Genomic DNA, 23961 nt, shown 5'->3' with positions numbered 1-23961 from the left:
AACACCGATGAAGGCTGGCCGAAACAGGTCGGGGGCGATTTGCGCCCTCATGGCGGCGAGCCTGCTCGGCGCCTGCGCGCAGCCGGCTGTCGGCCAGACCCCCAGCCCCGGCGAGGCGACCGAAGCCCGCATCGACTCCGGCCTGCTGCGCGGGCGGCTCGACGGCGATATCCGCAGCTTCAAGGGCGTGCCCTACGCCGCCGCGCCGGTCGGCGACCTGCGCTGGCGTCCGCCCGCCGCCCCGGCGCCCTGGACCGGCGCGCGTGAGGCCGACCGGTTCGGCTCCGACTGCATCCAGAACCGCCCCTCCTGGGACAAGACCCAGTCCACCCTGCCGACCAGCGAGGACTGCCTGACCCTCAATGTCTGGGCGCCGCGCACGGCCGCCAAGGCCCCGGTCATGGTCTGGATCCACGGCGGCGGCTTCGTCATGGGCTCCGGCGGCCAGCCGATCTTCGACGGATCGAAGCTGGCGGCGCGCGGCGTCGTGGTGGTTACCTTCAACTATCGCCTTGGACGGTTCGGCTTCTTCGCCCATCCGGCCCTGACGCAGGAAGCGGCTGGCGCGCCCACCGGCAACTATGGCTTCATGGACCAGATCGCCGTCCTGGAATGGGTGAAGCGCAACATCGCGGCCTTCGGCGGCGATCCGGCCAACGTCACCCTCTTCGGCGAGTCGGCCGGCGGCGGATCGGTGAACCAGCTGATGCTGGCCGCCCCCGCCCGTGGCCTGTTCCATAAGGCGATCGTCCAGTCCGGCGGCGGCCGCGACATGCTGCCCGCGCTCTCCGCCGAGCGCGCCGGCAAGCCATCGGCGGAGGCCTCCGGCGTCGCTTTCACCGAGAAGGCCGGCGTCAAGGACGCCACCGCCGCGGCGCTGCGCGCCATCCCGGCCGAGAAGCTGCTGGGCAAGCTCGACCTTCTGAACATGGAGGCCGGGACCTATTCCGGACCGATGATCGACGGCGTGCTGGTCAAGGAGGACGCCGACCAGGGTTTCGCCGCCGGCCGGCAGGCCCACGTCCCCTATCTGGTCGGGGCCAACAGCGACGAGTTCGGCATGGTCCCCGGCTTCCTGCGCGGGGCCATGGCCGCCGGTCCGCTGAAGGACCTCGGCGGGCCGGGCGAGGACCTGACCTCGGCCTATGGCTCGAAATCTGCCCTGGAGGCGCGGCTGGCCAGCGACGTCACCTTCGTCGAGCCGGCCCGCGAGCTGGCCCGGCTGCACGCCGCCGCCGGGCAAAGGGCCTGGCTCTACAGTTTCGGCTATGTGGCCGAGGCCAAGCGCAAGCCTCAGACCGGCGCGGGACACGCCAGCGACCTGCCCTTCGTGTTCGACACCCTGCCGGCGGCGGAGATTGCGCCCAGCCCGGCCGACACCGCCGCCGCCCGCTTGGTCGGCGACTACTGGGTCGCCTTCGCGCGCACCGGCGATCCCAACGGCGCGGGCCGCGCGCAATGGCCGGCCTATGACGCCAAGGCCGATATGCTGCTCGCGGTCGGTTCCGGCGGCGCGGCGCCGGCGCCCGCCGGCTCGCCGGCGCTGGACGCCATAGCCGCGCGGCAGGCGAAGCGGACGCGCTGAAGCTTCTCTTTATCTCGCCATGCCGCCCCCCTTCCCCAGCGGAAGGAGCCGATGTGCGCAAGTACGCATCTGACCTGCGATTCCAGAAAGGCCGGGCGCCGCTCCAGAAAAACTCCGGTCAATGTCTCTGGCAGGCGGTATGCTCACGCCGCTAAGCTGTGCGGCATGAACCCGCGCATCTATGTCCTGACCATGGTGACGTTCGCGTTCGGGTCCGGCGCCTTCATCTTCGCCGGGCTGCTGGAGACGCTTGCGGCCGACCTGGGCGTCGCCACGGCGGTCGCCGGACAGCTCCAGACCGCCTTCGTCCTGACCTCGGCCGTGCTCGGGCCGCTGGCGGCCTGGCTGTTCGGGCGCGTCGACCGGCGGATCATGGTGATCGCGGGCCTGAGCCTCAGCCTGGCCCTGCACCTGGCCTGCGCGCTCACGCCCAACTTCGAGGTGCTGCTGGTGCTGCGCGCCCTGGCGGGCCTGGCTGGAGCGCTATCGGGTCCGGCGGCCAGCGTCGCAGCCGCATCCCTGGCGCCGCCGGAGAAGCGCGGATCGGCCCTGGCCATGGTGTCGGGCGGCATGACGCTGGCTTTCGTCATCGGCATTCCGGTCGGCAGCGTAGTCGGCGACCTGTTCGGCTGGCGCGCGACCTTCCTGACCGCCGCAACCCTGTCGGGGATCGCGCTGGCCGGCGTGCTGGCCTTCCTGCCGCGCGTGCCAGCTCCGCCGCCGCGAGCCGGCGGCAGGGTGTCGTTCGGCGCGATCTGGCCGCTCTACCTGACCACTTTTCTCGCCTTCGCCGCCAACATGACCCTGAACCTCTACATCGCACCGATCGTGCGCGTCGGGGCGGGGGTCACCGGGGCCGGTGTCGGCGCATTCCAGTCGATGATCGGCTTCGGCTCGATCGCGGGCCTCTGGCTGGGCGCGCGGGCGGCGAACCTCGACCTCGGGCGCAACTGGATTCTGATCGGCTTCGCCATCCAGGCCAGCGCCATGAGCATCCATTTCGCCGCCACCCATCAGGTCGTCCCCGCTGGCTGGCCGAGCGCGGCCCTGGTCGCCCTGGGGATCTTCGTGGCGGCCACGGCGCTGTTCTCGATCACGCCGGTCGTTCAGGCGCGGCTGATCGCCATGACGGAGGGCGCGCCGGTGGCGCTGGCCCTCAACGGCTCTGTGATCTCGGTCGGCCAGGCTCTGGGCTCGGCCATGGGCGGTCTGGCGCTCGCCACCTACGGCGTGCCGGCGATCCCCGGCGCGGCGCTCGCCATGTCGCTGGCGGCGCTGGCGACGCTCGCCTTCGTGTTCCCGCGGCCGACCGCGGCGGCGGACCCCGCTGCTGCGGAAGCTGGATCGACGCGCTGAACGCCCATCGGCGACCCGCCGCAAGGCGGCGATTGTAACCAATTTCGCCTCCGGAACGATTCTGGTGGACGGCTGGGCCGGAAAGATCTTGGTAACCGAGTTCAACGAACGCGGGGGTGGCCGCGTCCAGCAGCTATCGAGGATGGTATGAAGCTCGGTCTACTTGCCGCAGGCGTCGCTGCGGCCGCTCTCATGTCCGGAAGCGCCCAAGCCGGCGTGACGGTCACCTATGAAGCCCCCGGCGTCACCAACACCACCGCAACGTTCGACGGCGGCAGCGGGGTCGAGACCTTCGATTCCCGGGCCACCGGCACGGGCGGGTTCAACTCCACCTTCGGCGGCAACGGCGTCGTCAGCGGCGTCTACAGCGCCACGACCCAGGTGCTCCCGGGCAGCCAGTACGGCGGTCAGGGCGGCAGCAACTACGCCGTGACCTTCAGCTCATCCGGCTATTCCCTGGCGCTGACCAGCACCCAGAACCCCGCCGGCGTCACCTATTTCGGCTACTATCTGCCCGCGCTCGATGGCGGCAACGTTCTGGAGCTGTGGTCGGGCGCCTCGAAGATCTTCACCTTCAGCCAGCAGACCGTGCTGAACGCCGTCTCCGGCAACTCGGCCTATTTCGGCAAGCCTGACGCGCCCTACCAAGGCCAGAACTCGGGCCAGCCCTACGTGTTCGTGAACTTCTTCGGCACGAACGGAACGACCTTCGACAAGGTTGTCTTCCGCGAGTCGCCGGAAGTGGGCGGCTATGAAAGCGACAACCACACGGTCGGCTACTACAAGACCATCACCGGCACCGGCGTGCCGGAGCCGGCGACCTGGGCGATGATGATCATGGGCTTCGGCCTGGCCGGCGGCGCGATCCGCTCGCGTCGTCGCATGGCGGGCCCTGCCGGCGCCTGAGGCCTCATCCTGAAGCTGGCGCGCCTCCGGGCCGGACCCGGGGGCGCTGCTTCCTGCCTCGACGCCTTAGACGTCGACTTCGGCGTCCAGGGCGTTTTCCTGGATGAACTCGCGGCGCGGCTCGACCAGGTCGCCCATCAGGCGGGTGAACATGTCGTCGGCGTCGTCGGCGTGGGTCACCTTGACCTGCAGCAGGGTGCGGGCGTCGGCGTCGAGGGTGGTTTCCCAGAGCTGGTCCGGGTTCATTTCGCCCAGGCCCTTATAGCGCTGGATCGACAGGCCCCGGCGGCCTGATTCCATCACCGCGTTGAACAGGTCCAGCGGGCCGCGCACGGTGGCGGTCTTGTCCTTGCGGGTAAAGGTGGCGATGCCGGCGAAGGTCTCGGCCATGGCTGCCGCGCGTTCCGACAGACGCCGGGCGTCGGCCGCATGCAGCAGCAGGTCGTCCAGCACGATGCGTTCGGACACCCCGCGCTTGGTGCGCGAGAAGGCGTAGCCGCCGGTGGCGGCGGTCTCGCCGGCCCAGGCGCCGTCGCCCTCCTCGGCATAGAGGTCGAGCCGCGCCGCGGCCTTGGCCAGATCCCCGCCGCCATCCTGCAGCAGGCCAGCCATGGCCGCCTGCTCGATGGCGAAGGCCGGGGCGCGGGTGGCGAGGCGCTCGATATTGGCCTTGGCCCCGCGAGCGCTCTGCACCAGGGCCAGCAGGTCCGCGCCGATCAGCCGCTCGCCGCTGGAGAGGTCCAGGGCCGCGCCGTCGACGCCCTCGTCCATCAGGTAGCTTTCCAGCTCCGCATCGTCCTTCAGGTACCGGGACTGGCGGTTCTTGGTCGCCTTATAGAGCGGCGGCTGGGCGATATAGAGATAGCCGCGCTCGATCACCTCCGGCATCTGCCGATAGAAGAAGGTCAGCAGCAGGGTCCGGATGTGCGCGCCGTCGACGTCGGCGTCCGTCATGATGACGATCTTGTGGTAGCGCAGCTTGTCGATGTTGAAGTCGTCGCGGCCGATGCCGGCGCCGAGCGCGGTGATCAGGGTGCCGACCTGGTCGGACGACAGCATCTTGTCGAAGCGGGCCCGCTCGACGTTCAGGATCTTGCCGCGCAGGGGCAGGATCGCCTGGTTCTCACGGTTGCGCGCCTGCTTGGCCGAGCCGCCGGCGGAGTCGCCCTCGACCAGGAATATCTCGGACTTGGCTGGATCCTTCTCGGAGCAGTCGGCGAGCTTGCCGGGCAGAGAGGTGATGTCGAGCGCCGACTTGCGGCGCGTCAGTTCGCGGGCCTTGCGCGCGGCCTCGCGGGCGGCGGCGGCCTCGGCGATCTTCTGGACGACCATCTTGGCTTCGTTCGGGTGCTCCTCGAACCAGGTCGAGATGCCTTCCGAGACCAGGCTTTCGACGGCCGGCCGCACTTCGGACGAGACCAGCTTGTCCTTGGTCTGCGACGAGAACTTCGGGTCCGGCACCTTGACGGAGAGCACGCAGGTCAGGCCTTCGCGGGCGTCCTCGCCCGACAGCGAGACCTTCTCGCGCTTGGTCGCCCCTGAGCTCTCGGCATAGCCGGTGATGATGCGGGTCAGGGCCGAGCGGAACGCGGCCAGGTGGGTGCCGCCGTCCTTCTGCGGGATGTTGTTCGTGAAGCAGAGGACGTTCTCGTGGTAGCCGTCGTTCCACCACAGGGCCAGGTCCAGCTCGACGTTGTCCTTCTTGCCGCGGACTACGATCGGCGTCTTGACCAGCGGGGTCTTGGCCTTGTCGAGATGGCGCACGAAGGCCTCGATGCCGCCCTCGTAGGACATCACTTCCTCGAACGGCTCGGCCTCGCGGAAATCCTTAAGCCAGATGGTCACGCCCGAGTTCAGAAAGGCCAGCTCGCGCAGGCGGTGCTCGAGCGTCTTGCGGTCGAATTCGATGAACGAGAACGTCTCGGTCGAGGGCAGGAAGGTCACCTCGGTGCCGGACAGCGGCTCGCCGTTCGCACGCAGGGGCGCATCGCCGGTGATCACCAGCGGCGAGACCGCATCGCCGCGGCGGAACTCCATCTCGTGGGCCTTGCCGTCGCGATAGATCTTCAGACGCAGCCAATCCGAGAGCGCGTTGACCACCGAGACGCCCACGCCGTGCAGACCGCCCGACACTTTGTAGGAATTCTGGTCGAACTTACCGCCGGCGTGCAGCTGGGTCATGATGACCTCGGCAGCGGACACGCCTTCGCCCTCGTGGATGCCGACGGGAATGCCGCGCCCGTCGTCGGTGACGGTGCAGGAGCCGTCGGCGTTCAGGATCACCTCGACGCGGCTGGCGTAGCCGGCCAGGGTCTCGTCGATGGCGTTGTCGACCACCTCGTAGACCATGTGGTGCAGGCCCGAGCCGTCGTCGGTGTCGCCGATGTACATGCCGGGGCGCTTGCGCACGGCGTCGAGGCCCTTCAGGACCTTGATGGATTCCGCGCCGTACTCGGCTTGGCCATTGGTTTCCGGGCCGGTGTTCTCGCCTTGGGTCTCGTCGGTCATTCGGTGTCCAGAATCGCCAGGCCCGAGGCGTCCACATGGACGCCCTGGGCGCGGCCCTTCAAATCCTCGAAGAGATGCTCGTCGGTGCCGGTCAGGAACGCCTGCAGCTTGAGCGCCTCGATTTCGTCGAAGAGCGCGGCCCGCCTGCGACGGTCCAGATGCGCTGCGACTTCATCCAGCAATAATATAGGGTTTGGCGCCGATTCTGCACGCGAAAGACGCGCCGCCTGGCCCAAAACCAGGTTCAAAATCAGGGCTTTCTGCTCGCCCGTGGAACATTCGGCGGCCGGACGGTCCTTTTCGGCGTGGATCACCGCCAGATCGCCCCTGTGCGGGCCGGTCAGGGAGCGTCCGGCGGCGGCGTCGCGCTCGCGCGCGGCGAGCAGAGCGCGGGCCAGCCGGGCCTCGATTTCGGCCAGTTCGACCCCTTGAGCCGCCATTCTCTCCCAGTCGCCGGTCAGCGAGAGTTTCGCCAGGGGGAACGGCCGGTCGCCGCGCCCGTCAATCTCCTCCTGCAGCGCCGCCAGGGTGCGCGCGCGGGCCTCGGCCAGCAGGGTCCCAGCCTCGGCCATGCGCGCCTCCAGGGCCGATAGCCAGGCCGGATCGGGCGGACCGTCGGTCAGCAGCCGCAGGCGCTCGCGCTGGGACTTCTCGTAGGCGCTGGCGTGGGCCGCGTGGCCCGGTTCGGCGGCGAACACCAGCCGGTCGAAGAACCGCCGCCGGTCGCCGGCGCCCTCCAGGAACAGCCGGTCCTGGGCCGGGGTCAGCCAGACCTGGCGCTGGTGGTCGGCCAGACGGCCGGGCGGCACGGCCTCGCCCTCCAGGCGCACGCTGCGCCGCGCCGCGCCCGGGGTCTCGACGCCCGTGCCGATGCGGGTCGGCTCGCCGTCCCGCTCGACCACGGCGGCGACCGCCCAGGCGCGCCCCTGAACCTCGCCCGGCAGGCGACGGCCGAGCTCGGCGCTCGCCGCTCCCCGCAGGCCGCGGCCAGGCGTCAGCAGGCTGATCGCCTCTAGGAGGTTGGTCTTGCCCGCCCCGTTCGGCCCGACCAGGAACACCGGCCGCCCATCAAGGGCGAGCTCGGCCCGCTCGTACGAGCGGAAGTCCGTCAGCGAAAGGCGGGCGAAGGCGGTCGTCACCGGCGCGTCATAGCGGGTTTCGCCGGCCGGCGCCTAACCCTGCGGATCGCTAGACCCGCAGCGGCATCAGCACGTACTGGACGTCGGCGTCGACGGGGTCGAGGACCAGGGCCGGGTCGTTGGGGCCGCCGAAGCGGAACTCGGCGGTGCCGCCGGCGATCTGGTCGGTCACGTCCAGCAGGTAGCGGGCGTTGAAGCTGAGCTCGAACGCCTCGCCGGCGTAGTCGACCTCGAGCTCCTCGACGGCTTGACCCGCCTCCATGTTGCGCACCGTCAGGATGATCCGGCCCGGCTCGATGGCCACGCGGACCGAGCGGCTCTTCTCGGCCGAGATCGTGGCGACGCGGTCGACGGCCTGGGCGAACAGCTTGTTGTCGACCAGCATGACCCGGTCGTTGTCCTTGGGGATCACCCGGCTGTAGTCGGGGAACGAGCCGTCGATGACCTTCGAGGTCAGGGCCGCGCCGTTGAAGTCGAGGCGGATCTTCTGGGCGCTGACCTGCAGGTCGACGTTCTCGCCGGCGTCCTCGAGCAGGCGGCGGGCCTCGCCGATGGTCTTGCGCGGCACGATGACGCCCGGAGCGCCGGCGGCGCCTTCCGGCGCGGCCATCTCGGCCAGGGCCAGGCGGTGGCCGTCGGTGGCCACGGCGCGCAGCTTCTGGACGCCACCCTCGACCACGGTGTGCAGGTAGAGGCCGTTCAGATAGTAGCGCGTCTCCTCGGTGGAGATCGCGAACCGGGTCTTGTCGATCAGGCGGATCAGGTCATTGACGTCGACGCCGATGCGGCTGGAGAGCCCCTCGGACGACATCACCGGGAAGTCGCCCGCCGGCAGGACCGGCAGGTTGAACCGCGAGCGGCCGGCCGCGACCGTCAGGCGCGGATCCTCGCCGGTGAAGGACAGCGACACGTCCGCGCCCTCGGGCAGCTTGCGGACGATCTCGTAGAGGGTGTGAGCGGGCGCGGTGATCTGGCCGGGCTGATCGACCTGGGCCATGGCCTCGTCGATGATCTCCATGTCGAGATCGGTGGCCGAGAAGGTCAGGCGATCGCGCTCGGCGGAGAGCAGGACGTTCGAGAGGATCGGGATGGTGTTCCGGCGCTCCACCGCGCTCTGCACATGCCCCAGCGCCTTCAGCAGCGCCGCCCGTTCGATCGTAAGCTTCATGTTCCGGTCCGAATCTCTCCATGCGCCGACGCTGACTTGCGCCGCCGCCCCCTACGCCGGAGGGACTAGGGACATTAGCCGAAAAGCCGCCGCGTTAAAGGGGGCGAAACCATCAATCCGGGGATCGCGCGCAAACCCTTCTAGGCGTTGGCGATATCGAAGCGCACGGCGGAGCGGCCGAAGTCGACGGCCACCGTCTCGAACTGGGTCAGGAGGTCGATGCCGAGCATGATGGTCGGGGTCTCGTGCAGCTCCCAGAGCTTGAAGATCGGCATGTCGGCGAACACCACCGGCACGTTTCCCAGGGTCAGGCCGCCGAGGCGCAGGAACGGCAGATAGAGCTGGTCGCCCTGGAAGGATTCGCCGGCGATGGAGACCAGGCCCACCTTGGTCGCGCGTCCGCGGGACGAGGGGTCGGCCTGCTCGATCAGGCGGCGCAGGGCGCCGTTGCCGAGCGAGAACTGCGAGCCGGAATCGATCATCGCGCTGACATCGCGGCCGCTGAGATCGGCGTCGACGATGGTCAGCTGACCGGACTTGCGGCGGGCCGGCACCACCACCCGCCCCTTGGCGCTGTCCTCGCGCCTGGACTTGGTGATTTCCAAGGTGGCGCCAGCGAATCCCATCACCAGCCGCTGCCCCTTCAGCCAGTCGATCCCGAGCACGCCGTCGATCTCGAAGGCCTGCATCGGCAGGACCGGCGCTTCGACCTTGCGACGGGTGCGCGTGCCGATGTCGAGCTGGTCGATGGTCACGCTGGGGCGGCTGCGCTTGCCGACGATGGTGTGGACCTGGAGGTCGCGGCCGCGGGGCAGGTCGAGCGCGTCGGCCAGGCCTTGCGAGACGCAGGAGACGTTGGCGCCGGTGTCGACCATGAAGCGGAAGGGGCCCTTGCCGTTGATCATCACCGGGGCGCTGATCTGGTCGAAGACCTGCCGCGAAAGCGCGACGGACGTCGGGCTATCGTCAGGTTCTGCAGCCGGACTTTCAGGAACCTGCCCGAAGGCCAATCCGGGCGCGGATACGAGGAATCCGCCGGCCGCCAACCGGCTGAGGATGAGGCGGCGAGTCTGTGACCCGACCAGCACGTTCCGCTCCCTGAACTTTTCAGCGGAGCTTACGCTCACGGCCGGAAACCGTCAATTTTTTCAAGGGAGTTAGCTGCAATTGCCGGCTGTGGTCGCTCTTGCGTTGCGGCCGGCCCGAAGGCGTTTTCCGGGCGCGCCCGGGCTCCACGGCGAAAAGCCCCGCGAAACCTGCCGGTTGAGCCTATCGGCAGGCCGGCGAAAACCTGCCGATAGGCTTCAGAAAGGCGCCCAATCGGTCACGCGTGAGCGACCAGTCCTTCATAGGCGGCGGCGATCAGGGCGACGTCGCGCGGGTCGCCGACCAGGTCGGTTCCCATCCGGTTCATCGTATAGGCGAGCGCCGCGCGCCGGTCGGGATCGACCACCACGAACGATCCACCCCAGCCCGAATGGCCGAAGGCGCGCGGCGAAGGCCCGTAGAGCCCGTCGGTGTTGAGCAGGAAACCGGCCGCCCAGCGGGCCGGAACGCCCAGCACCTCGTCCAGGCCGCTGATCCGCTGCGCCGTCGCCTGGGCGAGGGTCGCCGGCGAAACCAGGTCGCCGCGCGCATAGGCGCCGAACAGCCGCGCCAGGGAGGCGGCGTTGGAAAAGCCGTTGGCCGAGACCAGCTCGCAGGCGCGCCAGGCCGCAGTGTTCGGCAGCAGCGGCTCGATCACCGGGTTGAGATAGGCCGCCGCCTGCGAAGGGTTGAGGTCGGTGGTCATGTTCGAGGTCGCCAGCTCCGGCGGGGCGATCATCTCGGCGCGACGCCCCTCTTCCGAGACCGGCAGGCCGAGGGTGAGGTGCAGGCCCAGCGGCCCCGTCAGTTCGGCGGCCACGAAGTCGGTCAGGCTGCGCCCCTCGATGCGGCGGAAGAGCTCGCCGGCCAGCACCCCGATCGAGATGGCGTGGTAGCCCGAGCGCGAACCGGGCGGCCAGAGCGGCTCGCTGGCGGCCAGGCGCGCGGCGGCCCTGGGCAGGTCGTAGAAGTCCTCCACCACCGCCGGATCGCGGAAACTGCACAGGCCCGCCTGATGGGAGAGCAGCATGGCGATGGTGACGCCGTCCTTGCCGTGGACGCCGAACTCGGGCCACCAGCGGGCCACGAGGTCGTCGTAGGCGCAGAGGCCGCGGTCGACGAGCATGGAGAAGCAGAGGGCGTTCACCGCCTTGGTGGTCGACCAGACATTGACCACCGAGTCCGCCGCCCAGGCCTGGGTGCGGGCGGCGTCGCGCCAGCCGCCGTGCAGGTCGAGGACGCTTTGGCCGTCGATCACCAGGGCGAGCGAGGCTCCGACGTCGCCGCGCTCGGCGAAGTTGTCGGCGAAGGCGTCGGCCAGGGCCGAGAAGGCCGGATCGGCCGAGCCGTGGATCGAGACGCTCATTGGAAAGCCTTGGAGACGGTGAAGCCGAAGGTGCGCGGCGCGCCGTAGACGCGGAAGCCAACGCCGAGGGGGAGGTTGTTGACGCCCTGGGTGACGTATTGCTCGTCGGCGAGGTTCTTGCCCCAGACGGCCACTTCCCAGTCGTTGGGCAGGGCGAGGCTCGCCCGAGCATTCCAGACCCAATAGCTGGCCGTGGCGATCAGCGGGTCGTTGATGGCGTCCTTGAACATATCGTCGGCATAGCGGCCGTCGATCTGGAAGCGGCCGGTGGTGTTCTCCCCGAGCTCGACGCTGTAGGCGGCCGAGACCATGAAGCTGACCTCCGGGGCGTCGGGCATCTTGTTGCCCTTCGCCACCGGACCGTTCGAGGAGGCGAAGGCGCCCAGCTCGGTCTTCAGCAGACCCAGGCCCGCGGTCAGCTCGAGACCCGGCAGGTCGGGCGGCGACCACATGGCGTCGAGGTCGAGGCCGTAGATCTTGGCCTCGTCGACATTGCCCAGGCGCTGGATCGGCAGGCCGCCCGAGGTGTCGCGGATGAAGGTCTGCACGTCGGAATAGTCGTAGTAGAAGACGCTGCCCGACCAGGAGAGGCCGAGGCTGGAGAGCCGCTGCTTCACCCCGACCTCGTAGTCGATCAGGGTCTCGGGCTGGTAGGGCTGGAGCTGGGCGGTGGTGGTGGCCACGCCCGAGAAGAAGCCGCCGCTCTTCACCCCCTGGCTGATCGAACCGTAGACCAGGGTGGTCGGGTTGGGCTTCCAGTTGAGGCCGAGCTTCCAGGACCAGTTGGTGTCGTCGATGGTGGTGTCGATATAGGCCAGCGTCACCGGACCGGCGCCGCAGGGGACCAGCGAGAGGAAGCTGGCGGGGCAATTGCTGACCAGGTCCAGGTCGCCGCCGACATTGGCCTTCTTCTCCCAGGTGTAGCGCAGGCCGGTGACCAGGCTGAGGGTTGGGGCGAAGCGCCATTCGAGGTTGCCGAACACCGCCGCCGACTTGGAGGTCTGGTCGGTGAAGGTCAGGAGCTTGGTGTTGAAGAGGTCCTGCAGCGAGCCGTCATAGGTCATCCGCACCCGATCGCGGGAGGCGAAGACGCCGACGATCCAGTCCGTCGCCTCGGTCGCACCCGAGAGCCGCAGCTCCTGCGAGATCTGGGAGATCTTGTCGCGCTCGACGAAGTCGGTCTGGCGGTAGGGGCCGCCGTCGGTGTCGGCGCCCCACTGGCGCTTGAAGTCGACATAGCCGGTCACCGAGGTCAGATCGGCCCAGCCGAGGTCGTAGGTCAGGCGCACGGTGGCCGCGCGCTGGTCGACGTCATAGGTCGGATCGACCGACCATTCGCCGGCGAAGGGGTCGCCGTCGGTGTCGGTGTAACCCTTGAAGTCCATGCAGCCGGAGGAGCCCGGGCAGACCAGGCCGGCCGGGGCGCCGGGCGGTTTCAGCAGGCCGAAGAATTCCGGCCCGCCGACCTCGGAGCGCGACTTCTGGACCTCCAGCTTGACCAGGGCCTCGAACTTGTCGGTCGGCGCCCAGAGGGCCTGGCCGCGGACCAGCCCGACCTCGCGCCGGCCGATATCGCGGCCGATCAGGCGATTGTCGAAGAAGCCCTCGCTCTGCTTCACGCCCTTGCCGGCGAAACGCAGGGCCAGGGTGTCGGAGACGGGGATGTTGATCATCCCCTCCAGCTCGGAGGTCCTGTAGTTCCCATAGCCGGCGGCCAGTCGGCCCTGGAGCCCGCCGAAGCTCGGCTTGGCGGTGACGATGTTGATGGCGCCGGCCGTTGAGTTGCGGCCGTAGAGCGTACCCTGCGGACCCTTCAGCGCCTCCATCCGCTCCAGGTCGAAGAGGTCGAAGTTCATCAGAGCCAGCGAGCTGAGATAGACCTCGTCGACATAGACCCCGGCGCTGGGATTGTTGGTCGCCGAGAAGTCGTTGAGGCCGACGCCGCGGATGGTCACCACCGGCAGGATCCCCGGCATGTTTTCCTTGATGTCGACATTGGGCGTGAAGGCGACGAGGTCGCTGACCTGGCCGACCCGGCGGTCCTGAAGGTCCTGGGCGCCGACCACGGCGACGTTCAGGCCGACGTCGAGCGTGTCCTGGGTCCGCTTCTGGGCGGTGACGGTGATCGCCTCGATCTCCACCGTGGCCGTGTCGGCCGCCCATGCCGCGCCGCCGCACAGCACCAGGCTTGCCGCCCCAGCGCCGCACATCAGGCTTAGAGCGAAGCGCGATCCGATTGAATCGGACTTCGCTCCGGATTCCTTGAGTTCAACGCATTTTCTTCGCCGAACCGGCGTCCACGTCGGCTGAAAATGCTTGGGCCGCATCGAAGTCCGCATCGTTTCGCTCCCCGTTCTCGTCGCGGCGTCGTTGCGCGCCGTTTTTCGACATTTGAGTTTGCGTGGATAACGACACGACCAAGCCAGGCCGTCAAGAAACTTCGACACTTGCGTATGCGCGGTGTACTGAACGACGATAACTCGCGATAAGGCGCGATAAGGCGCGAGGACGCGCGGAGGACCGATGGCGGCGAGCGGGGAGCAGACGAGCGGGGAGCGGGCTGGCGGCAAGCCGGCGCGCAAGCGCGCGGCCAAGCGCGACCTGCTGTTTGCGGAGGCCGCCCGCGAGATCAACGCCATGGGCGCCGGCGGCATCGTCATCAACGACGTGGCCGAGCGGGTCGGGCTGTCGCGCAACGCCCTGTACTACTACGTCGCCGACCGCACGGACCTGGTGTTCGGGGCCTATCAGCGCGCCTGCGAGGCGATGACCGACGACCTGGTCGCCGCCGACGAGACGAGCGCAGATCCGGCCGTAAAGCTGACGGCTTTCGTGGAGGCCCAGCTCGCCTATGAGCGCCCGCCCCAGGCGGTGCTGAGCGACGTCGACTTCCTCCCCGACGCGCAGCGCGCGGTGATCCGCGAGATGCAGGGCCGCAACGTGGCGATCCTGCGCGGCTGGCTGGAGGCAGGCGCGCAAAGCGGCGCCTTCCGCGCGTGCGACGCCGAGATCACCGCCCAGTCGCTGCTGGGCATGATCTCCTGGGGCCGGCTGTCGGCCGGGTGGCTGGGCTATCGCGACGGGCGCGCGGCCCGCCGCCGGATCGCCGCGGCGATCAACGGCCTGATGCTGCACGGCTTTTCGACCGGCCCGCGCGACGTCCCGCTCTGCGCGCTCGACATGGAGGCGCTGACCGCGCGGTCCTACAATCCGTTCGACCGGGCCCAGACCAACGAGGTCAAGATCGGCCAGCTGATCGCGGCGGCCTCGCGGCTGTTCAACCAGCGCGGCATCGACGGCGCCTCGCTGGACGACATCGGAGCCGAGGTCGGGGCGACCAAGGGCGCGGTCTATCACTATTTCGACGACAAGGCCGACCTGGTCACCCGCTGCTACCGCCGCGCCTTCGAGCTGTTCGACCTGATCATGGACACCGCCGTCGCCCAGGGGCGCGACGGGTTCGAGCGGGCGATGATCGCCCTGCATCTGAACGTCCAGGCCCAGGCCGGGCCTTCCTCGCCGCTGATGCTGCAGCCCGGACGCCTCGCCCTGGCGGACCACGACCGCGCGGCCTTCGAGCGCGCCAGCCAGCGGCTGCGCATGACATCCAACCGCAGCCTGCGCCAAGGCATGGCCGACGGCTCGGTAAGCCCTTGCGACACGGTGTTCGTCGGCCAGGTCTCGGCGGGGATCTTCCTGTGGCTGCCCAAGTGGCTGCCGCGCGACGCCGCCCAGAGCCCGCGCCAGATCGCCGAAGCGGTCTGCGACGTCGTCGCCTACGGCCTGGTCCCGCGGACCTAGGGCCGGGTCAGGCGGCCGCGGCCCCGCCGATGCGCAGGCCGAAGGCCGCGGCGGCGAGGCTGGCCATGGCCGCCGCGGCGATCCAGAGGGCCGCGGCGCCGAAGGTGGTGAAGGCCAGGGCGCCGAAGGCCGCGCCCAGCACCAGCCCGAGCCAGAGAAGCAGATAGGGCGCCCAGGCCAGGCGGTCGCCGCCGGTCAGGGCGGTGGTGATGCCCTTGCCCAGCTTGACCAGGGCGCCGGTCATGTAGGTGAGGCCGACGCGGACCTCGCCGTCCTGCGCGAAGACGGTGTTCTCGGCCCCCATCGCGAAGGCCAGCAGCAGCAGGCCGGCGAAGGCGAAGGGCCCGCCAGCGAGCACGGCGGCCAGGGCCAGGACCGAGGCGACCAGAATCAACACGGCCGGGGCGCGGCGCGGGCCCGCGCGGCGTCCGACCAGCGAGCCCAGGACGACGCCCGCGACGAAGGCGCCGATCAAAGCCAGGGCCACGGCGGCGTAGGGCGCGCCCTCGGCGAGGCCAACCGCGAGCCGGGTGGAATTGCCGCTCATGAAGGAGACGAAGAAGCCCCCGGTCATCAGGAAGCCGACCGCGTCGACGAAACCGGCCACGGACGACAGGCCGTAGGCCGCCAGCCGGATGCGTCGGTCGTAGCGTCTCAGCGGTCAGCCCCCCGGCTCATGGTCAGGCCTTGGTGTCGACCGAACCGCCGGCGTCCTCGTCGTGCGGAGCGTAGGGGTTGGCGGCAGGGTGCGGCTCAATCGCCGGCTCGCCGGTCGAGCCCTTGGCGGCGACCACGACCATGGCCGGGCGGATCAGGCGGCCCAGCAGTTCGTAGCCCGGTTGCAGCACCTGGATGACGGCCCCGGCGCCGACCTCGGTCGAGGGCTGCTCCATCATCGCCTGGTGCTGGTGAGGATCGAATTTCTCGCCCTTCGGCGGGTCGATCTTCTTCAGGCCGTTGTTCTCGAAGGCGCTGATCAGCGACTTCTGGGTCATTTCCATGCCGACCACGAAATTCTTCACCGCCGGGTCGTCGACCGGCGCGGCCAGGGCGCGGTCGAGGGTGTCGGCGACGGCCAGCAGGTCGCGGCCGAACTTCTGGATGGCGTAGGCGCGCGCATCGTTGGCCTCGCGCTCGGCGCGGCGCTTGGTGTTCTCGGCGTCGGCGGCGACGCGCAGGACCTGGTCCTTCAGCGCCTGGATCTCGGCCTTCAGGGCGATGATCTCTTCGGCCGCCGCATCGGCGATGTCGTTGAAGTCTTCGGCCGGCGTTTGATCGTCGGACATGTTGTTCACTTCCTCTACGCGTTCGTCACCTGGGACAGGACCCGGGCGGTATAGTCCACCAGCGGGATGACCCGGGCATAGTTTAGGCGGGCCGGACCGATCACGCCGATCGCGCCCAGCACCTTTTGTCGGCCCGTCATATAGGGCGCGGCGATCACGGCGGAACCCGAAAGGGAAAAGAGTCGCGTCTCCGCGCCGATGAAGATGCGTACGCCCTGGGCCTCGCGCACGTCATCCAGCAAACCGATAAGCTGCTCCTTTTGTTCGAGATCGTCGAACAGCATGCGCACGCGCTCGAGATCGTCGAGGGTGTCGCGGTCGGCCAGCAGGTTGGCGCGGCCGCGGACGATCAGGGCGCGATCGCCCCCCTCGCCGCCGCTCCAGGCGGCCATGCCGTCCTCGACCAGGCGCGCGGCGGCCTGGTTCAGCTGGCGGCGGGCCGCGTCCAGCTCGCTGCGGATCTCGGCGCCGGCCTCGGACAGGGTATGGCCCCGCAGGCGAGCGTTCATGAAGTTCGACGCCTCCTGCAGCGAGGAGGGCGTGACGCCGGCGGCCAGGCGCATGATGCGGTTCTCGACCACCCCATCCTCGAAGACCATGACCGCCAGGGCCTGGTCGGCGGACAGCGCCACGAACTCCACGTGCTTGACGCCCGCGTCGCGCACCGGGGTGACGACGATGCCCGCGCCGCCGGCCAGACCGGAGAGGATCGCCGAGGCCTCGTTCAGGGCCTCCTCGAAGTTGCGGCCTTTGGCCGACAGCCGCGCCTCGATCGCCTTACGGTCGTCCTCGGCGACGTCGCCGACCTCCATCAGCCCGTCGACGAACAGGCGCAGGCCCGCATGGGTCGGCACCCGGCCGGCGCTGACGTGCGGCGCGCCCAGCAGGCCGAGCTGGGTCAGGTCCTGCATGGTGTTGCGTATCGAGGCCGGCGACAGGTGCACCCCGCCCTTGGAGAGCGTGCGCGAGCCGACGGGCTCGCCGGTCTCCAGGTAGCCTTCGACCACCCGGCGGAAAATTTCGCGGGCGCGCTCGTCGAGTTCGGCGAGCGACGGCCCGGGGGAAAGCAGCGGGCTGGTCACGACGGGCGGCGGTGCTCGGTCAGGGCCATGGACGGAACCTCTCTCATCTAGGATAAGCCGCCCGACGCAAGACGCCAGACCCCCCGGCCCTCAAAGGACTCCCATGCGCCCCTCCGACCGCACGCCCGACATGCTTCGCCCCGTCGTCCTGGAGACCGGCGTCAACCGCTATGCCGAGGGATCCTGCCTGGTCAGCTTCGGTCACACCAAGGTGCTGGTCACCGCCAGCGTCGAGGAGCGCGTGCCGGGCTTCATGCGCGGTCGCGGCGTGGGCTGGGTGACAGCCGAGTACGGTATGCTGCCGCGCGCGACCCACACCCGCGGCCGGCGCGAGGCCTCGGAAGGCAAGCAGTCGGGCCGCACCCAGGAGATCCAGCGGCTGATCGGCCGCTCGATGCGCGCGGTGGTCGATCCCGTCGCCCTGGGCGAGCGTCAGATCTCCATCGACTGCGACGTGATCCAGGCCGACGGCGGCACCCGCACTGCGGCCATCACCGGCGCCTGGGTGGCGCTGCGGCTGGCCACGCAGTACCTGCTGGACGAAGGGGTGATCACCACCGACCCGATCGTCGACCAGGTGGCGGCGATCTCGTGCGGGGTGTTCAACGGCACGCCGGTGCTGGACCTGGAGTACGAGGAAGACTCCAACGCCGAGGCCGACGCCAACTTCGTGCTGACCGGCAAGGGCGACATCGTCGAGATCCAGGCGACCGGCGAGAAGCGGGGCTTCACCCAGGACGAGTTCGAGGCGCTGTTCGCCCTGGCCCGCAAGGGCATCGGCGAGCTGTGCGCGCTGCAGCGGGCCACGGTCGGGGGCTGAGCCGCCGATGATCCGCATCCTGTCGCAGGACGAGGCGCAGGCCCGGCGCGAGGCGCTGGTCGACGTGCTGATCGACTGCGTCGAGGGCGGCGCCTCGGTCAGCTTCATGGCGCCGCTGGACCGGGCGAGCGCCGGCCGCTTCTGGGACGGGATCGCGCAGAGCGTGGGCGCCGGCGAGCGGCTGTTGATCGTCGCCGAAGACGAGGGCGGCGTGGTGGGGACGGTGCAGGTGGTGCTGGACCAGCCGCCGAACCAGCCGCACCGCGGCGACGTCTCCAAGATGCTGGTGCACCGGCGCGCGCGGCGCCGCGGCCTGGGCGAGGCGCTGATGCGCGCGGCGGAGGACGCGGCGCGGGCGGCCGGCAAGACCCTGCTGGTGCTGGATACGGCCAGCGCCGAAGCCGAGCGGCTCTACGAACGCTGCGGCTGGACGCGGGTCGGGGTGATCCCAGGCTATGCGCTCGATCCCGACGGGACGCCCTGCGACACCACCTACTTCTACCGCCGTCTCGACTGACCCCGGAATCAAAAGCGCCGCTCCGGTGGGGCCGGAGCGGCGCTCAGGATCAGCGCCCCCTGGGGGTGGGGGGAGGATCGGGGGCGTTGAAGGTCAGAAGCCGTTCAGCAGATAGCGGAACGACGACGCCGGCATGCGGGCCAGCTCGCGGGCGAAGGGCCCGACCAGCCAGTCGATGAAGCGTTCGAAGGCGCGAGCCATGTCCATCTCCTATGTTGCGCCGCACAAAATGTTGCAGCGCATATAGGCCGGTGAGGGACGGACCGCAAGTCCTAAGGGCGAAAATTATCGCCATTCAGGCCGATCAATGCCGATAAATGCCTATTTGTCGCAGGTTATTCGGCAAACAATGACCGGAATGCTGCGCAAAATGCGCAAACTTCGTTCCCGTCAGTCCATATCCTCGTCGAGCCCGTCGTCCGGGCCCGGTTCGTAGATCAGCAGGTCCCCCGGCTGGCACTCAAGCTCGCGGCACAGGGCGGCCAGGGTCGAGAAGCGCACCGCCCGTGCCTTGCCGGTCTTGAGGATCGACAGGTTGGCGATGGTGACGCCGACGCGGTCGGCCAGTTCGGTCAGCGACATCCGCCGCTGGAGAAGCACCCGGTCGAGGTTCACGCGGATCGGCATGGCTAGATTGTCAGCTCCGCTTCGCGGCGCAGGCGGGCGCCTTCGCGGAACACCTCGGCCAGGACAAAGACCACCAGCACCGAGAACCAGGCGGTCGGGCTGAATTCCGGCTGCTTTATCTCGGCGCCAGGCAGCGCCCAGACGCCGACGGTGTAGACGACGTAGCGGCCGATCTCGAGGCCGGCCAGCACCAGGCCGATCACCCGCAGGCGGCGGACATTCTCGGGGTGGAAGGGATCGCCGGCGGTGAGGGTCGAGAAGATCCGCCGCAAGCGCTCGACGATCACCAGGACGCCGGCGAGATAGAGGCCCGCGGCGGCCAGTCCGCCCAGCAGCACCGGGCCTCCAGCCTGGATCTCGTTGCTGCCGGTGCGGATGGTGATGTCGTCGATCAGCTGCGGATTGAAGGAAAAGAGGATGGCCGCGAGCATCATCAGCGTCACGGCGCCGAGGCCGATCCACAGGGCGATGAAGACCACATCGAGGATGATCTTCAGGAAGCTCGACACCGAGCCCGGCCCCAAGGCGCGCATCGCCATCCCTCCGTTCCTCCGCAGCCTACGGAGTTTAGGCGAAAGCCCCGCCCGTCACCAAGGCGGCGATCGGCAGGGCGGCCATCAGGACCGCAGCGATCATCAGGGTGCGGTCGAGACCGTTCATCATGGACACAAACATGGAGACATTCCTTTGTTCTTATGTTGCAGCGCACCATAGATGGCGCGTCAGCTTGGCTATTCAATAGCCCCGCATCGCTTTTCGATCAAACGAAACATCGAAAAACGATATTAAACTTTTGCAATGCAACATGAGGTCGGCCGATCTATGGTCCGCCGCCCTCGTTCAACGGCAGGTTTTCCATGGCTCTGAAGCTCGAACCCGGCGCCAAGCTGGTGGTCGCCACCCACAATCCCGGCAAGGCGCGCGAACTGGCCGCGATCCTCGACAACCGCTTCGAACTGGTCACGGCCGGGGAGCTGGGCCTGGGCGAACCCGAGGAGACCGAGGCCACGTTCGAGGGCAACGCCCTGCTCAAGGCCCGCGCCGCGGCCAAGGCCAGCGGCCTGATCGCCCTGGCTGACGATTCCGGCCTGTCGGTGAGCGCGCTGGACGGCGCGCCCGGCATCTATTCGGCCCGCTGGGGCGGACCGGAAAAGGATTTCAAGGGCGCGATGGACAAGGTCCGCCAGCGGCTGGAAGAGGCCGGCGCCGAGGACTACTCCGCCTGGTTCACCTGCGCGCTCGCCGTCGCCTGGCCGGACGGGCCGGCGGTGGTGGTCGAGGGCAGGGTCGATGGCGCCCTGGTGTTTCCGGGCCGGGGCGAGCGCGGCCACGGATACGACCCGATCTTCGTCGCGGACGGCCACGACATCACCTTCGGCGAGATGGACCCCGACGCGAAGGACCAGATCAGCCACCGGGCGCGGGCCTTCGCCAAGCTGAAGGCCGCCTTGCTTTGACGCCGCCCCTCGCGCCGCTCGGGGTCTATATCCACTGGCCCTACTGCGCGAAGATCTGCCCCTATTGCGACTTCAACGTCTATCGCGACCGCGGGCGGCGCGAGGAACAGGCGGCCCTGGCCGCCGCCATCGCCGCCGACCTGAAGGCGCAGGCCGCCCTGACCGGCGGGCGGGAACTGGCTTCGATCTTCTTCGGCGGGGGCACGCCGTCGCTGATGGACCCGGACTGGGCCGGCGAGCTGATCGCGCTCGCCAAATCGCTGTGGCGGCCGGCGGGCGAGGTCGAGGTGACGCTGGAGGCCAACCCCACCGACGCGGAGACCGAGCGCTTCGACGCCTTCGCCGCGGCGGGAGTCGGCCGCCTGTCGCTGGGCCTGCAGGCCCTGGAGGACGCGAGCCTGACCTTGCTCGGCCGCAACCACGACGCGGCCGCCGCGCGGCGGGCGGCGGTCCAGGCCGCACGCAGTTTCCCGCGGCTTTCGGTCGACATGATCTACGCCCTGCCCGGCCAGACCGTCCAGGCCTGGCGCGAGGAGCTCTCCAAGGCCGTCGACCTGGGGGCCGAGCACGTTTCGCCCTATCAGCTCACCATCGAGGCGGGAACGGCGTTCGATCGGGCCGTACGCCGTGGGCGCATCGTCCCGCCCGGCGAGGACCTGGGCGCCGAGCTGTTCGAGACCACCCAGGCGGTGCTGGAGGCCGCCGGCTTCGACGCCTACGAGGTCTCCAACCACGCCCGGGGCGCGGCCGCGCGCTCGCGCCACAACCTCGTCTATTGGACCGGCGCGGACTATGTGGGCGCCGGCCCGGGGGCGCACGGCCGGCTGACCGTGGCGGGCGCGCGGACCGCGACTGTCGCCCATGCCAGGCCCGCCGACTACATCGCCGGGGTCGAGGCCGCCGGGACCGGTATCGCGACGCGCGAGACCCTCACGCCCCGCGAGGCGGCGCAGGAGCGGGTGCTGGTGGGCATGCGCATCGACGCCGGCGTCGGCTATGACGAGGTCGCAGCCCTCGGCCTGTCGCCGCAGCACCCGGAGGTCGTGGAGCTGACCGCTGCGGGACTGCTGGTCGCGGACCCGCAGCGCCTGCGCGCCACCCGCGCCGGGCGGCTGCTGCTGGACCATGTGACGACGAGGCTTGCAGCCTGAGCGATTACCGGCGAAGCCTTGCCCATGTCGCGACACCCTCCCCCGCCGGCCCTTTCCGACGCTCCGCTGGAGCCGGGGCTCTATGTCGTCGCCACGCCGATCGGCAACCTGCGCGACATCACCCTGCGGGCGCTGGACGTGCTGTCCGCCGCCGACCTGGTGCTGGCCGAGGACACCCGGGTCGCGGCCAAGCTGCTCTCCGCCTACGGACTTTCCAAGAAGGTGGAGCGCTATGATGAGCACTCGGCCGAGCGCAGCGGGCCGCGGGCGCTGGCCCTGCTGGCCGAGGGCGGGCGCGTGGCCCAGATCTCCGACGCCGGCACGCCGCTGGTCTCCGATCCTGGCTTCCGGCTGGTGCGCGAGGCGATCGCCCAGGGCTCGGCGGTGCATCCGATCCCCGGAGCCAGCGCCCTGCTGGCCGGGCTGTCGGTCGCAGGCCTGCCCACCGACCGCTTCCTGTTCGCCGGTTTCCCGCCGCCCAAGAGCGCGGCGCGGCGGGCCGCTTTCGAGGAACTGGCCGGGATCCGCGCCACCCTGGTGTTCTTCGAGGGCGGGTCGCGGCTGGCCTCGAGCCTGGCCGACATGGCCGCGGTGTTCGGCCCGCGCGAAGCGGCCGTGGCGCGCGAACTGACCAAGCTCTACGAAACCGTGACGCGCGGCCCGCTGGACGTGCTGGCGGCCGATCCCAGGATGGACTTTCCGAAGGGCGAGTTGGTCGTGCTGGTGGGGCCGGGCCGCGAGGAGGCGGCGACCGCCGCGGACGCCGACGCCGCCCTGACCGACGCCCTGACCCGCCTGAAGCCGGCCGACGCCGCCGCCGAGGTGGCCAAGGCCCTGGGCCTGCCGCGCCGCGATCTCTATCGCCGCGCCATGGAGTTGAAGGCGCGGTGAGCGGAGGCCGCAGCCTCACCGGGGCGGCCGCGCGGCTCGCCGGGCGGCGCGCCGAGGTGTGGGCGGCGGCCTGGCTGATGCTGAAAGGCTACTGGATCCTGGGGTTCCGCCTGCGCACCCCCCAGGGCGAGATCGACCTGCTGGCCCAGCGCGGCGGGGTGCTGGCGGTGGTCGAGGTCAAGCATCGCGCCAGCCTGGAGGCCGCCCTCGAGGCTGTGACCCAGACGCAACGCGAGCGGTTGCGTCGGGCGGGGCGTGCAATCGCCGCACGTCGGCCAAGCTTGCAAAATCTCGCGGTTCGGCTCGATCTGATCGCGCTCGCGCCAGGACGCTGGCCGATGCACAGTCCCGACGCCTGGAAAGGCGGCTGAATCGCTTGAGGCCATGACCCAGACCGAAGCCGAAAAGGTGCTGCGCGAGGCCGGGCAGGCTGGCGACTCGGCCTTCCCCCTGCTGGAGGCGGCCATCGCGTGCGCGGTGCACGAGGACCCCACGCGCGACGGTCAGGCCGCCTGGGAGCTGGCCAGCGCCGGCGTCGAGCGGCTGTCCGAGCGCCTGGCCAAGGAGAGCCCCGAGGAGGCCCTCGCCGAGACCCTGGCCGGGGATCTCGGCCTGACCGGCGACCTCTTCACCTACGAGCACCCGGACAACGCCTGCGTGGTGGCCGTCGCTCAACGGCGGCGCGGCCTGCCGGTGGCGCTGGGCGTCTTCTACCTGCATGTGGCCCAGCGCTGCGGCCTGACGGTGCAGGGCGTCGACTTCCCGGGCCACTTCCTGCTGCGCATCGAAACCCGCGAGGGGCCGCTGGCGCTCGACCCGTTCAGCGAAGGCCGGGTGGTGCTGCCTTCGGAGCTGACCCGGCGGGCGCTGCATGCGGGCCTGACGCCGAATGTCGCCGACCGCCTGGACCAGCTGATGGCGCCAGCCACCGACCGCGCCGTGCTGATCCGGCTGCAGAACAACGTCTTCGCCCGCGCCGCGGCGGCCAAGGATTATGGCCGGGCCGAGCGGGCCGCGCTGCGCCGCGCCCTGCTGGACCCGCTCGACCACCGCCCATGGCTGGACGTCGCCGCCGCGCGCGAGGGCCAAGGCGCCCTGGCCGGGGCGCTGGAAGCCCTGGCCAAGGCCACGACCCTGGACGGCGGCGCGGCCCTGGCCGCCCGCGCCCAGCGCGAGCGGGTTAGGCTGCGGCTGAACTAGCGGCCCGCTCGACGC

General features: G+C 69.9%; 22 protein-coding genes. 11 read left to right on the top strand and 11 right to left on the bottom strand.

The features are described 5' to 3' along the window. Nucleotides 1-7 precede the first annotated feature (7 nt). The 3 genes from ACE3T2_RS10505 (at nucleotide 8) to ACE3T2_RS10495 (ending at nucleotide 3847) form a co-directional block, all read left to right on the top strand. Complete coding sequence (locus tag ACE3T2_RS10505) at nucleotides 8-1585, top strand: carboxylesterase/lipase family protein (protein ID WP_374657074.1); 1578 nt, start codon at nucleotides 8-10, stop codon at nucleotides 1583-1585. 165 nt (nucleotides 1586-1750) lie between these two features. Next, complete coding sequence (locus ACE3T2_RS10500; protein WP_374657073.1) at nucleotides 1751-2941, top strand: MFS transporter; 1191 nt, start codon at nucleotides 1751-1753, stop codon at nucleotides 2939-2941. Nucleotides 2942-3133: 192 nt separating this feature from the next. Next, on the top strand, nucleotides 3134-3847 hold the full coding sequence (locus tag ACE3T2_RS10495; protein WP_374657072.1) for a PEPxxWA-CTERM sorting domain-containing protein: 714 nt from the start codon (nucleotides 3134-3136) through the stop codon (nucleotides 3845-3847). Nucleotides 3848-3913: 66 nt separating this feature from the next. Here the strand turns inward: ACE3T2_RS10495 and gyrB are convergent, their stop codons facing one another. The 6 genes from gyrB to ACE3T2_RS10465 form a co-directional block, all read right to left on the bottom strand. Then, on the bottom strand, nucleotides 3914-6355 hold the full coding sequence (gene gyrB, locus ACE3T2_RS10490) for a DNA topoisomerase (ATP-hydrolyzing) subunit B (RefSeq protein ID WP_374657071.1): 2442 nt from the start codon (nucleotides 6353-6355) through the stop codon (nucleotides 3914-3916). Continuing rightward, nucleotides 6352-7494, bottom strand: a complete 1143-nt coding sequence (recF, locus tag ACE3T2_RS10485; RefSeq protein WP_374657070.1) for a DNA replication/repair protein RecF — start codon at nucleotides 7492-7494, stop codon at nucleotides 6352-6354. Before recF ends, gyrB begins: the two co-directional genes overlap by 4 nt. Before the next feature lie 49 nt (nucleotides 7495-7543). Further along, nucleotides 7544-8662 carry a DNA polymerase III subunit beta gene (gene dnaN / locus ACE3T2_RS10480; protein WP_374657069.1) on the bottom strand — a complete coding sequence of 373 codons (1119 nt, stop codon included), beginning with the start codon at nucleotides 8660-8662 and terminating at the stop codon, nucleotides 7544-7546. A 140-nt stretch (nucleotides 8663-8802) separates the two neighbouring features. After that, nucleotides 8803-9750, bottom strand: a complete 948-nt coding sequence (locus ACE3T2_RS10475; protein ID WP_374657068.1) for a retroviral-like aspartic protease family protein — start codon at nucleotides 9748-9750, stop codon at nucleotides 8803-8805. A gap of 236 nt (nucleotides 9751-9986) precedes the next feature. Continuing rightward, on the bottom strand, nucleotides 9987-11114 hold the full coding sequence (locus tag ACE3T2_RS10470; RefSeq protein WP_374657067.1) for a serine hydrolase domain-containing protein: 1128 nt from the start codon (nucleotides 11112-11114) through the stop codon (nucleotides 9987-9989). Continuing rightward, nucleotides 11111-13324, bottom strand: coding sequence for a TonB-dependent receptor (locus ACE3T2_RS10465; RefSeq protein ID WP_374657066.1), 2214 nt, complete (start codon nucleotides 13322-13324; stop codon nucleotides 11111-11113). The genes ACE3T2_RS10470 and ACE3T2_RS10465 overlap by 4 nt, the downstream gene beginning before the upstream one ends. Nucleotides 13325-13637: 313 nt before the next feature. On the opposite strand from ACE3T2_RS10465, the gene ACE3T2_RS10460 reads away from it, so the two are divergent. Next, a complete protein-coding gene (locus ACE3T2_RS10460; RefSeq protein ID WP_374657065.1) occupies nucleotides 13638-14915 on the top strand; it encodes a TetR/AcrR family transcriptional regulator in 1278 nt (425 codons plus the stop codon). A 7-nt stretch (nucleotides 14916-14922) separates the two neighbouring features. Here ACE3T2_RS10460 and ACE3T2_RS10455 read toward each other — a convergent pair whose 3' ends face one another. Genes ACE3T2_RS10455 through hrcA form a run of 3 tightly spaced genes read right to left on the bottom strand, consistent with a single transcriptional unit; the run spans nucleotide 14923 to nucleotide 17283 of the window. Then, nucleotides 14923-15546 (bottom strand): YoaK family protein, encoded by a 624-nt coding sequence (locus ACE3T2_RS10455; protein WP_374657133.1) that lies wholly within the window; start codon nucleotides 15544-15546, stop codon nucleotides 14923-14925. 49 nt (nucleotides 15547-15595) lie between these two features. After that, nucleotides 15596-16201: a nucleotide exchange factor GrpE gene (gene grpE / locus ACE3T2_RS10450; RefSeq protein ID WP_374657064.1), complete on the bottom strand. Its 606-nt coding sequence runs from the start codon at nucleotides 16199-16201 to the stop codon at nucleotides 15596-15598. 14 nt (nucleotides 16202-16215) lie between these two features. Continuing rightward, on the bottom strand, nucleotides 16216-17283 hold the full coding sequence (hrcA, locus tag ACE3T2_RS10445) for a heat-inducible transcriptional repressor HrcA (protein ID WP_374657063.1): 1068 nt from the start codon (nucleotides 17281-17283) through the stop codon (nucleotides 16216-16218). Between the two features lie 103 nt (nucleotides 17284-17386). Here hrcA and rph point away from each other — a divergent pair, with 103 nt between their 5' ends. After that, nucleotides 17387-18103 carry a ribonuclease PH gene (rph, locus tag ACE3T2_RS10440; protein ID WP_374657062.1) on the top strand — a complete coding sequence of 239 codons (717 nt, stop codon included), beginning with the start codon at nucleotides 17387-17389 and terminating at the stop codon, nucleotides 18101-18103. Nucleotides 18104-18110: 7 nt separating this feature from the next. Then, nucleotides 18111-18620 (top strand): GNAT family N-acetyltransferase, encoded by a 510-nt coding sequence (locus tag ACE3T2_RS10435; protein WP_374657061.1) that lies wholly within the window; start codon nucleotides 18111-18113, stop codon nucleotides 18618-18620. A 390-nt stretch (nucleotides 18621-19010) separates the two neighbouring features. On the opposite strand, the gene ACE3T2_RS10430 is transcribed toward ACE3T2_RS10435, so the two are convergent. Both ACE3T2_RS10430 and ACE3T2_RS10425 read right to left on the bottom strand, forming a co-directional pair. Further along, on the bottom strand, nucleotides 19011-19247 hold the full coding sequence (locus ACE3T2_RS10430) for a helix-turn-helix domain-containing protein (RefSeq protein ID WP_374657060.1): 237 nt from the start codon (nucleotides 19245-19247) through the stop codon (nucleotides 19011-19013). Between the two features lie 2 nt (nucleotides 19248-19249). Continuing rightward, entirely contained in the window at nucleotides 19250-19780 is a 531-nt protein-coding gene (locus tag ACE3T2_RS10425) for a DUF2975 domain-containing protein (protein WP_374657132.1), read from the bottom strand. 324 nt (nucleotides 19781-20104) lie between these two features. Between ACE3T2_RS10425 and rdgB the strand changes: the two genes are divergently transcribed. The 5 genes from rdgB to ACE3T2_RS10400 are packed head-to-tail and all read left to right on the top strand — an operon-like array spanning nucleotide 20105 to nucleotide 23946. Then, nucleotides 20105-20704, top strand: a complete 600-nt coding sequence (gene rdgB, locus ACE3T2_RS10420) for an RdgB/HAM1 family non-canonical purine NTP pyrophosphatase (protein WP_374657059.1) — start codon at nucleotides 20105-20107, stop codon at nucleotides 20702-20704. Then, nucleotides 20701-21855, top strand: coding sequence for a radical SAM family heme chaperone HemW (hemW, locus tag ACE3T2_RS10415; protein ID WP_374657058.1), 1155 nt, complete (start codon nucleotides 20701-20703; stop codon nucleotides 21853-21855). The genes rdgB and hemW overlap by 4 nt, the downstream gene beginning before the upstream one ends. A gap of 24 nt (nucleotides 21856-21879) precedes the next feature. Continuing rightward, nucleotides 21880-22746: a 16S rRNA (cytidine(1402)-2'-O)-methyltransferase gene (gene rsmI, locus ACE3T2_RS10410; RefSeq protein WP_374657057.1), complete on the top strand. Its 867-nt coding sequence runs from the start codon at nucleotides 21880-21882 to the stop codon at nucleotides 22744-22746. Then, nucleotides 22743-23117, top strand: a complete 375-nt coding sequence (locus ACE3T2_RS10405) for a YraN family protein (RefSeq protein ID WP_374657056.1) — start codon at nucleotides 22743-22745, stop codon at nucleotides 23115-23117. The genes rsmI and ACE3T2_RS10405 overlap by 4 nt, the downstream gene beginning before the upstream one ends. Before the next feature lie 13 nt (nucleotides 23118-23130). After that, the gene (locus ACE3T2_RS10400) at nucleotides 23131-23946 is read left to right on the top strand and encodes a transglutaminase family protein (RefSeq protein WP_374657055.1); all 816 of its coding nucleotides are present in this window, start codon (nucleotides 23131-23133) and stop codon (nucleotides 23944-23946) included. Nucleotides 23947-23961: the final 15 nt, after the last annotated feature.

It is taken from the genome of Phenylobacterium sp., assembly GCF_041919955.1.
Taxonomy (GTDB): Bacteria; Pseudomonadota; Alphaproteobacteria; order Caulobacterales; family Caulobacteraceae; genus Phenylobacterium.
This window is presented reverse-complemented; position numbering and strand designations above follow the sequence as displayed.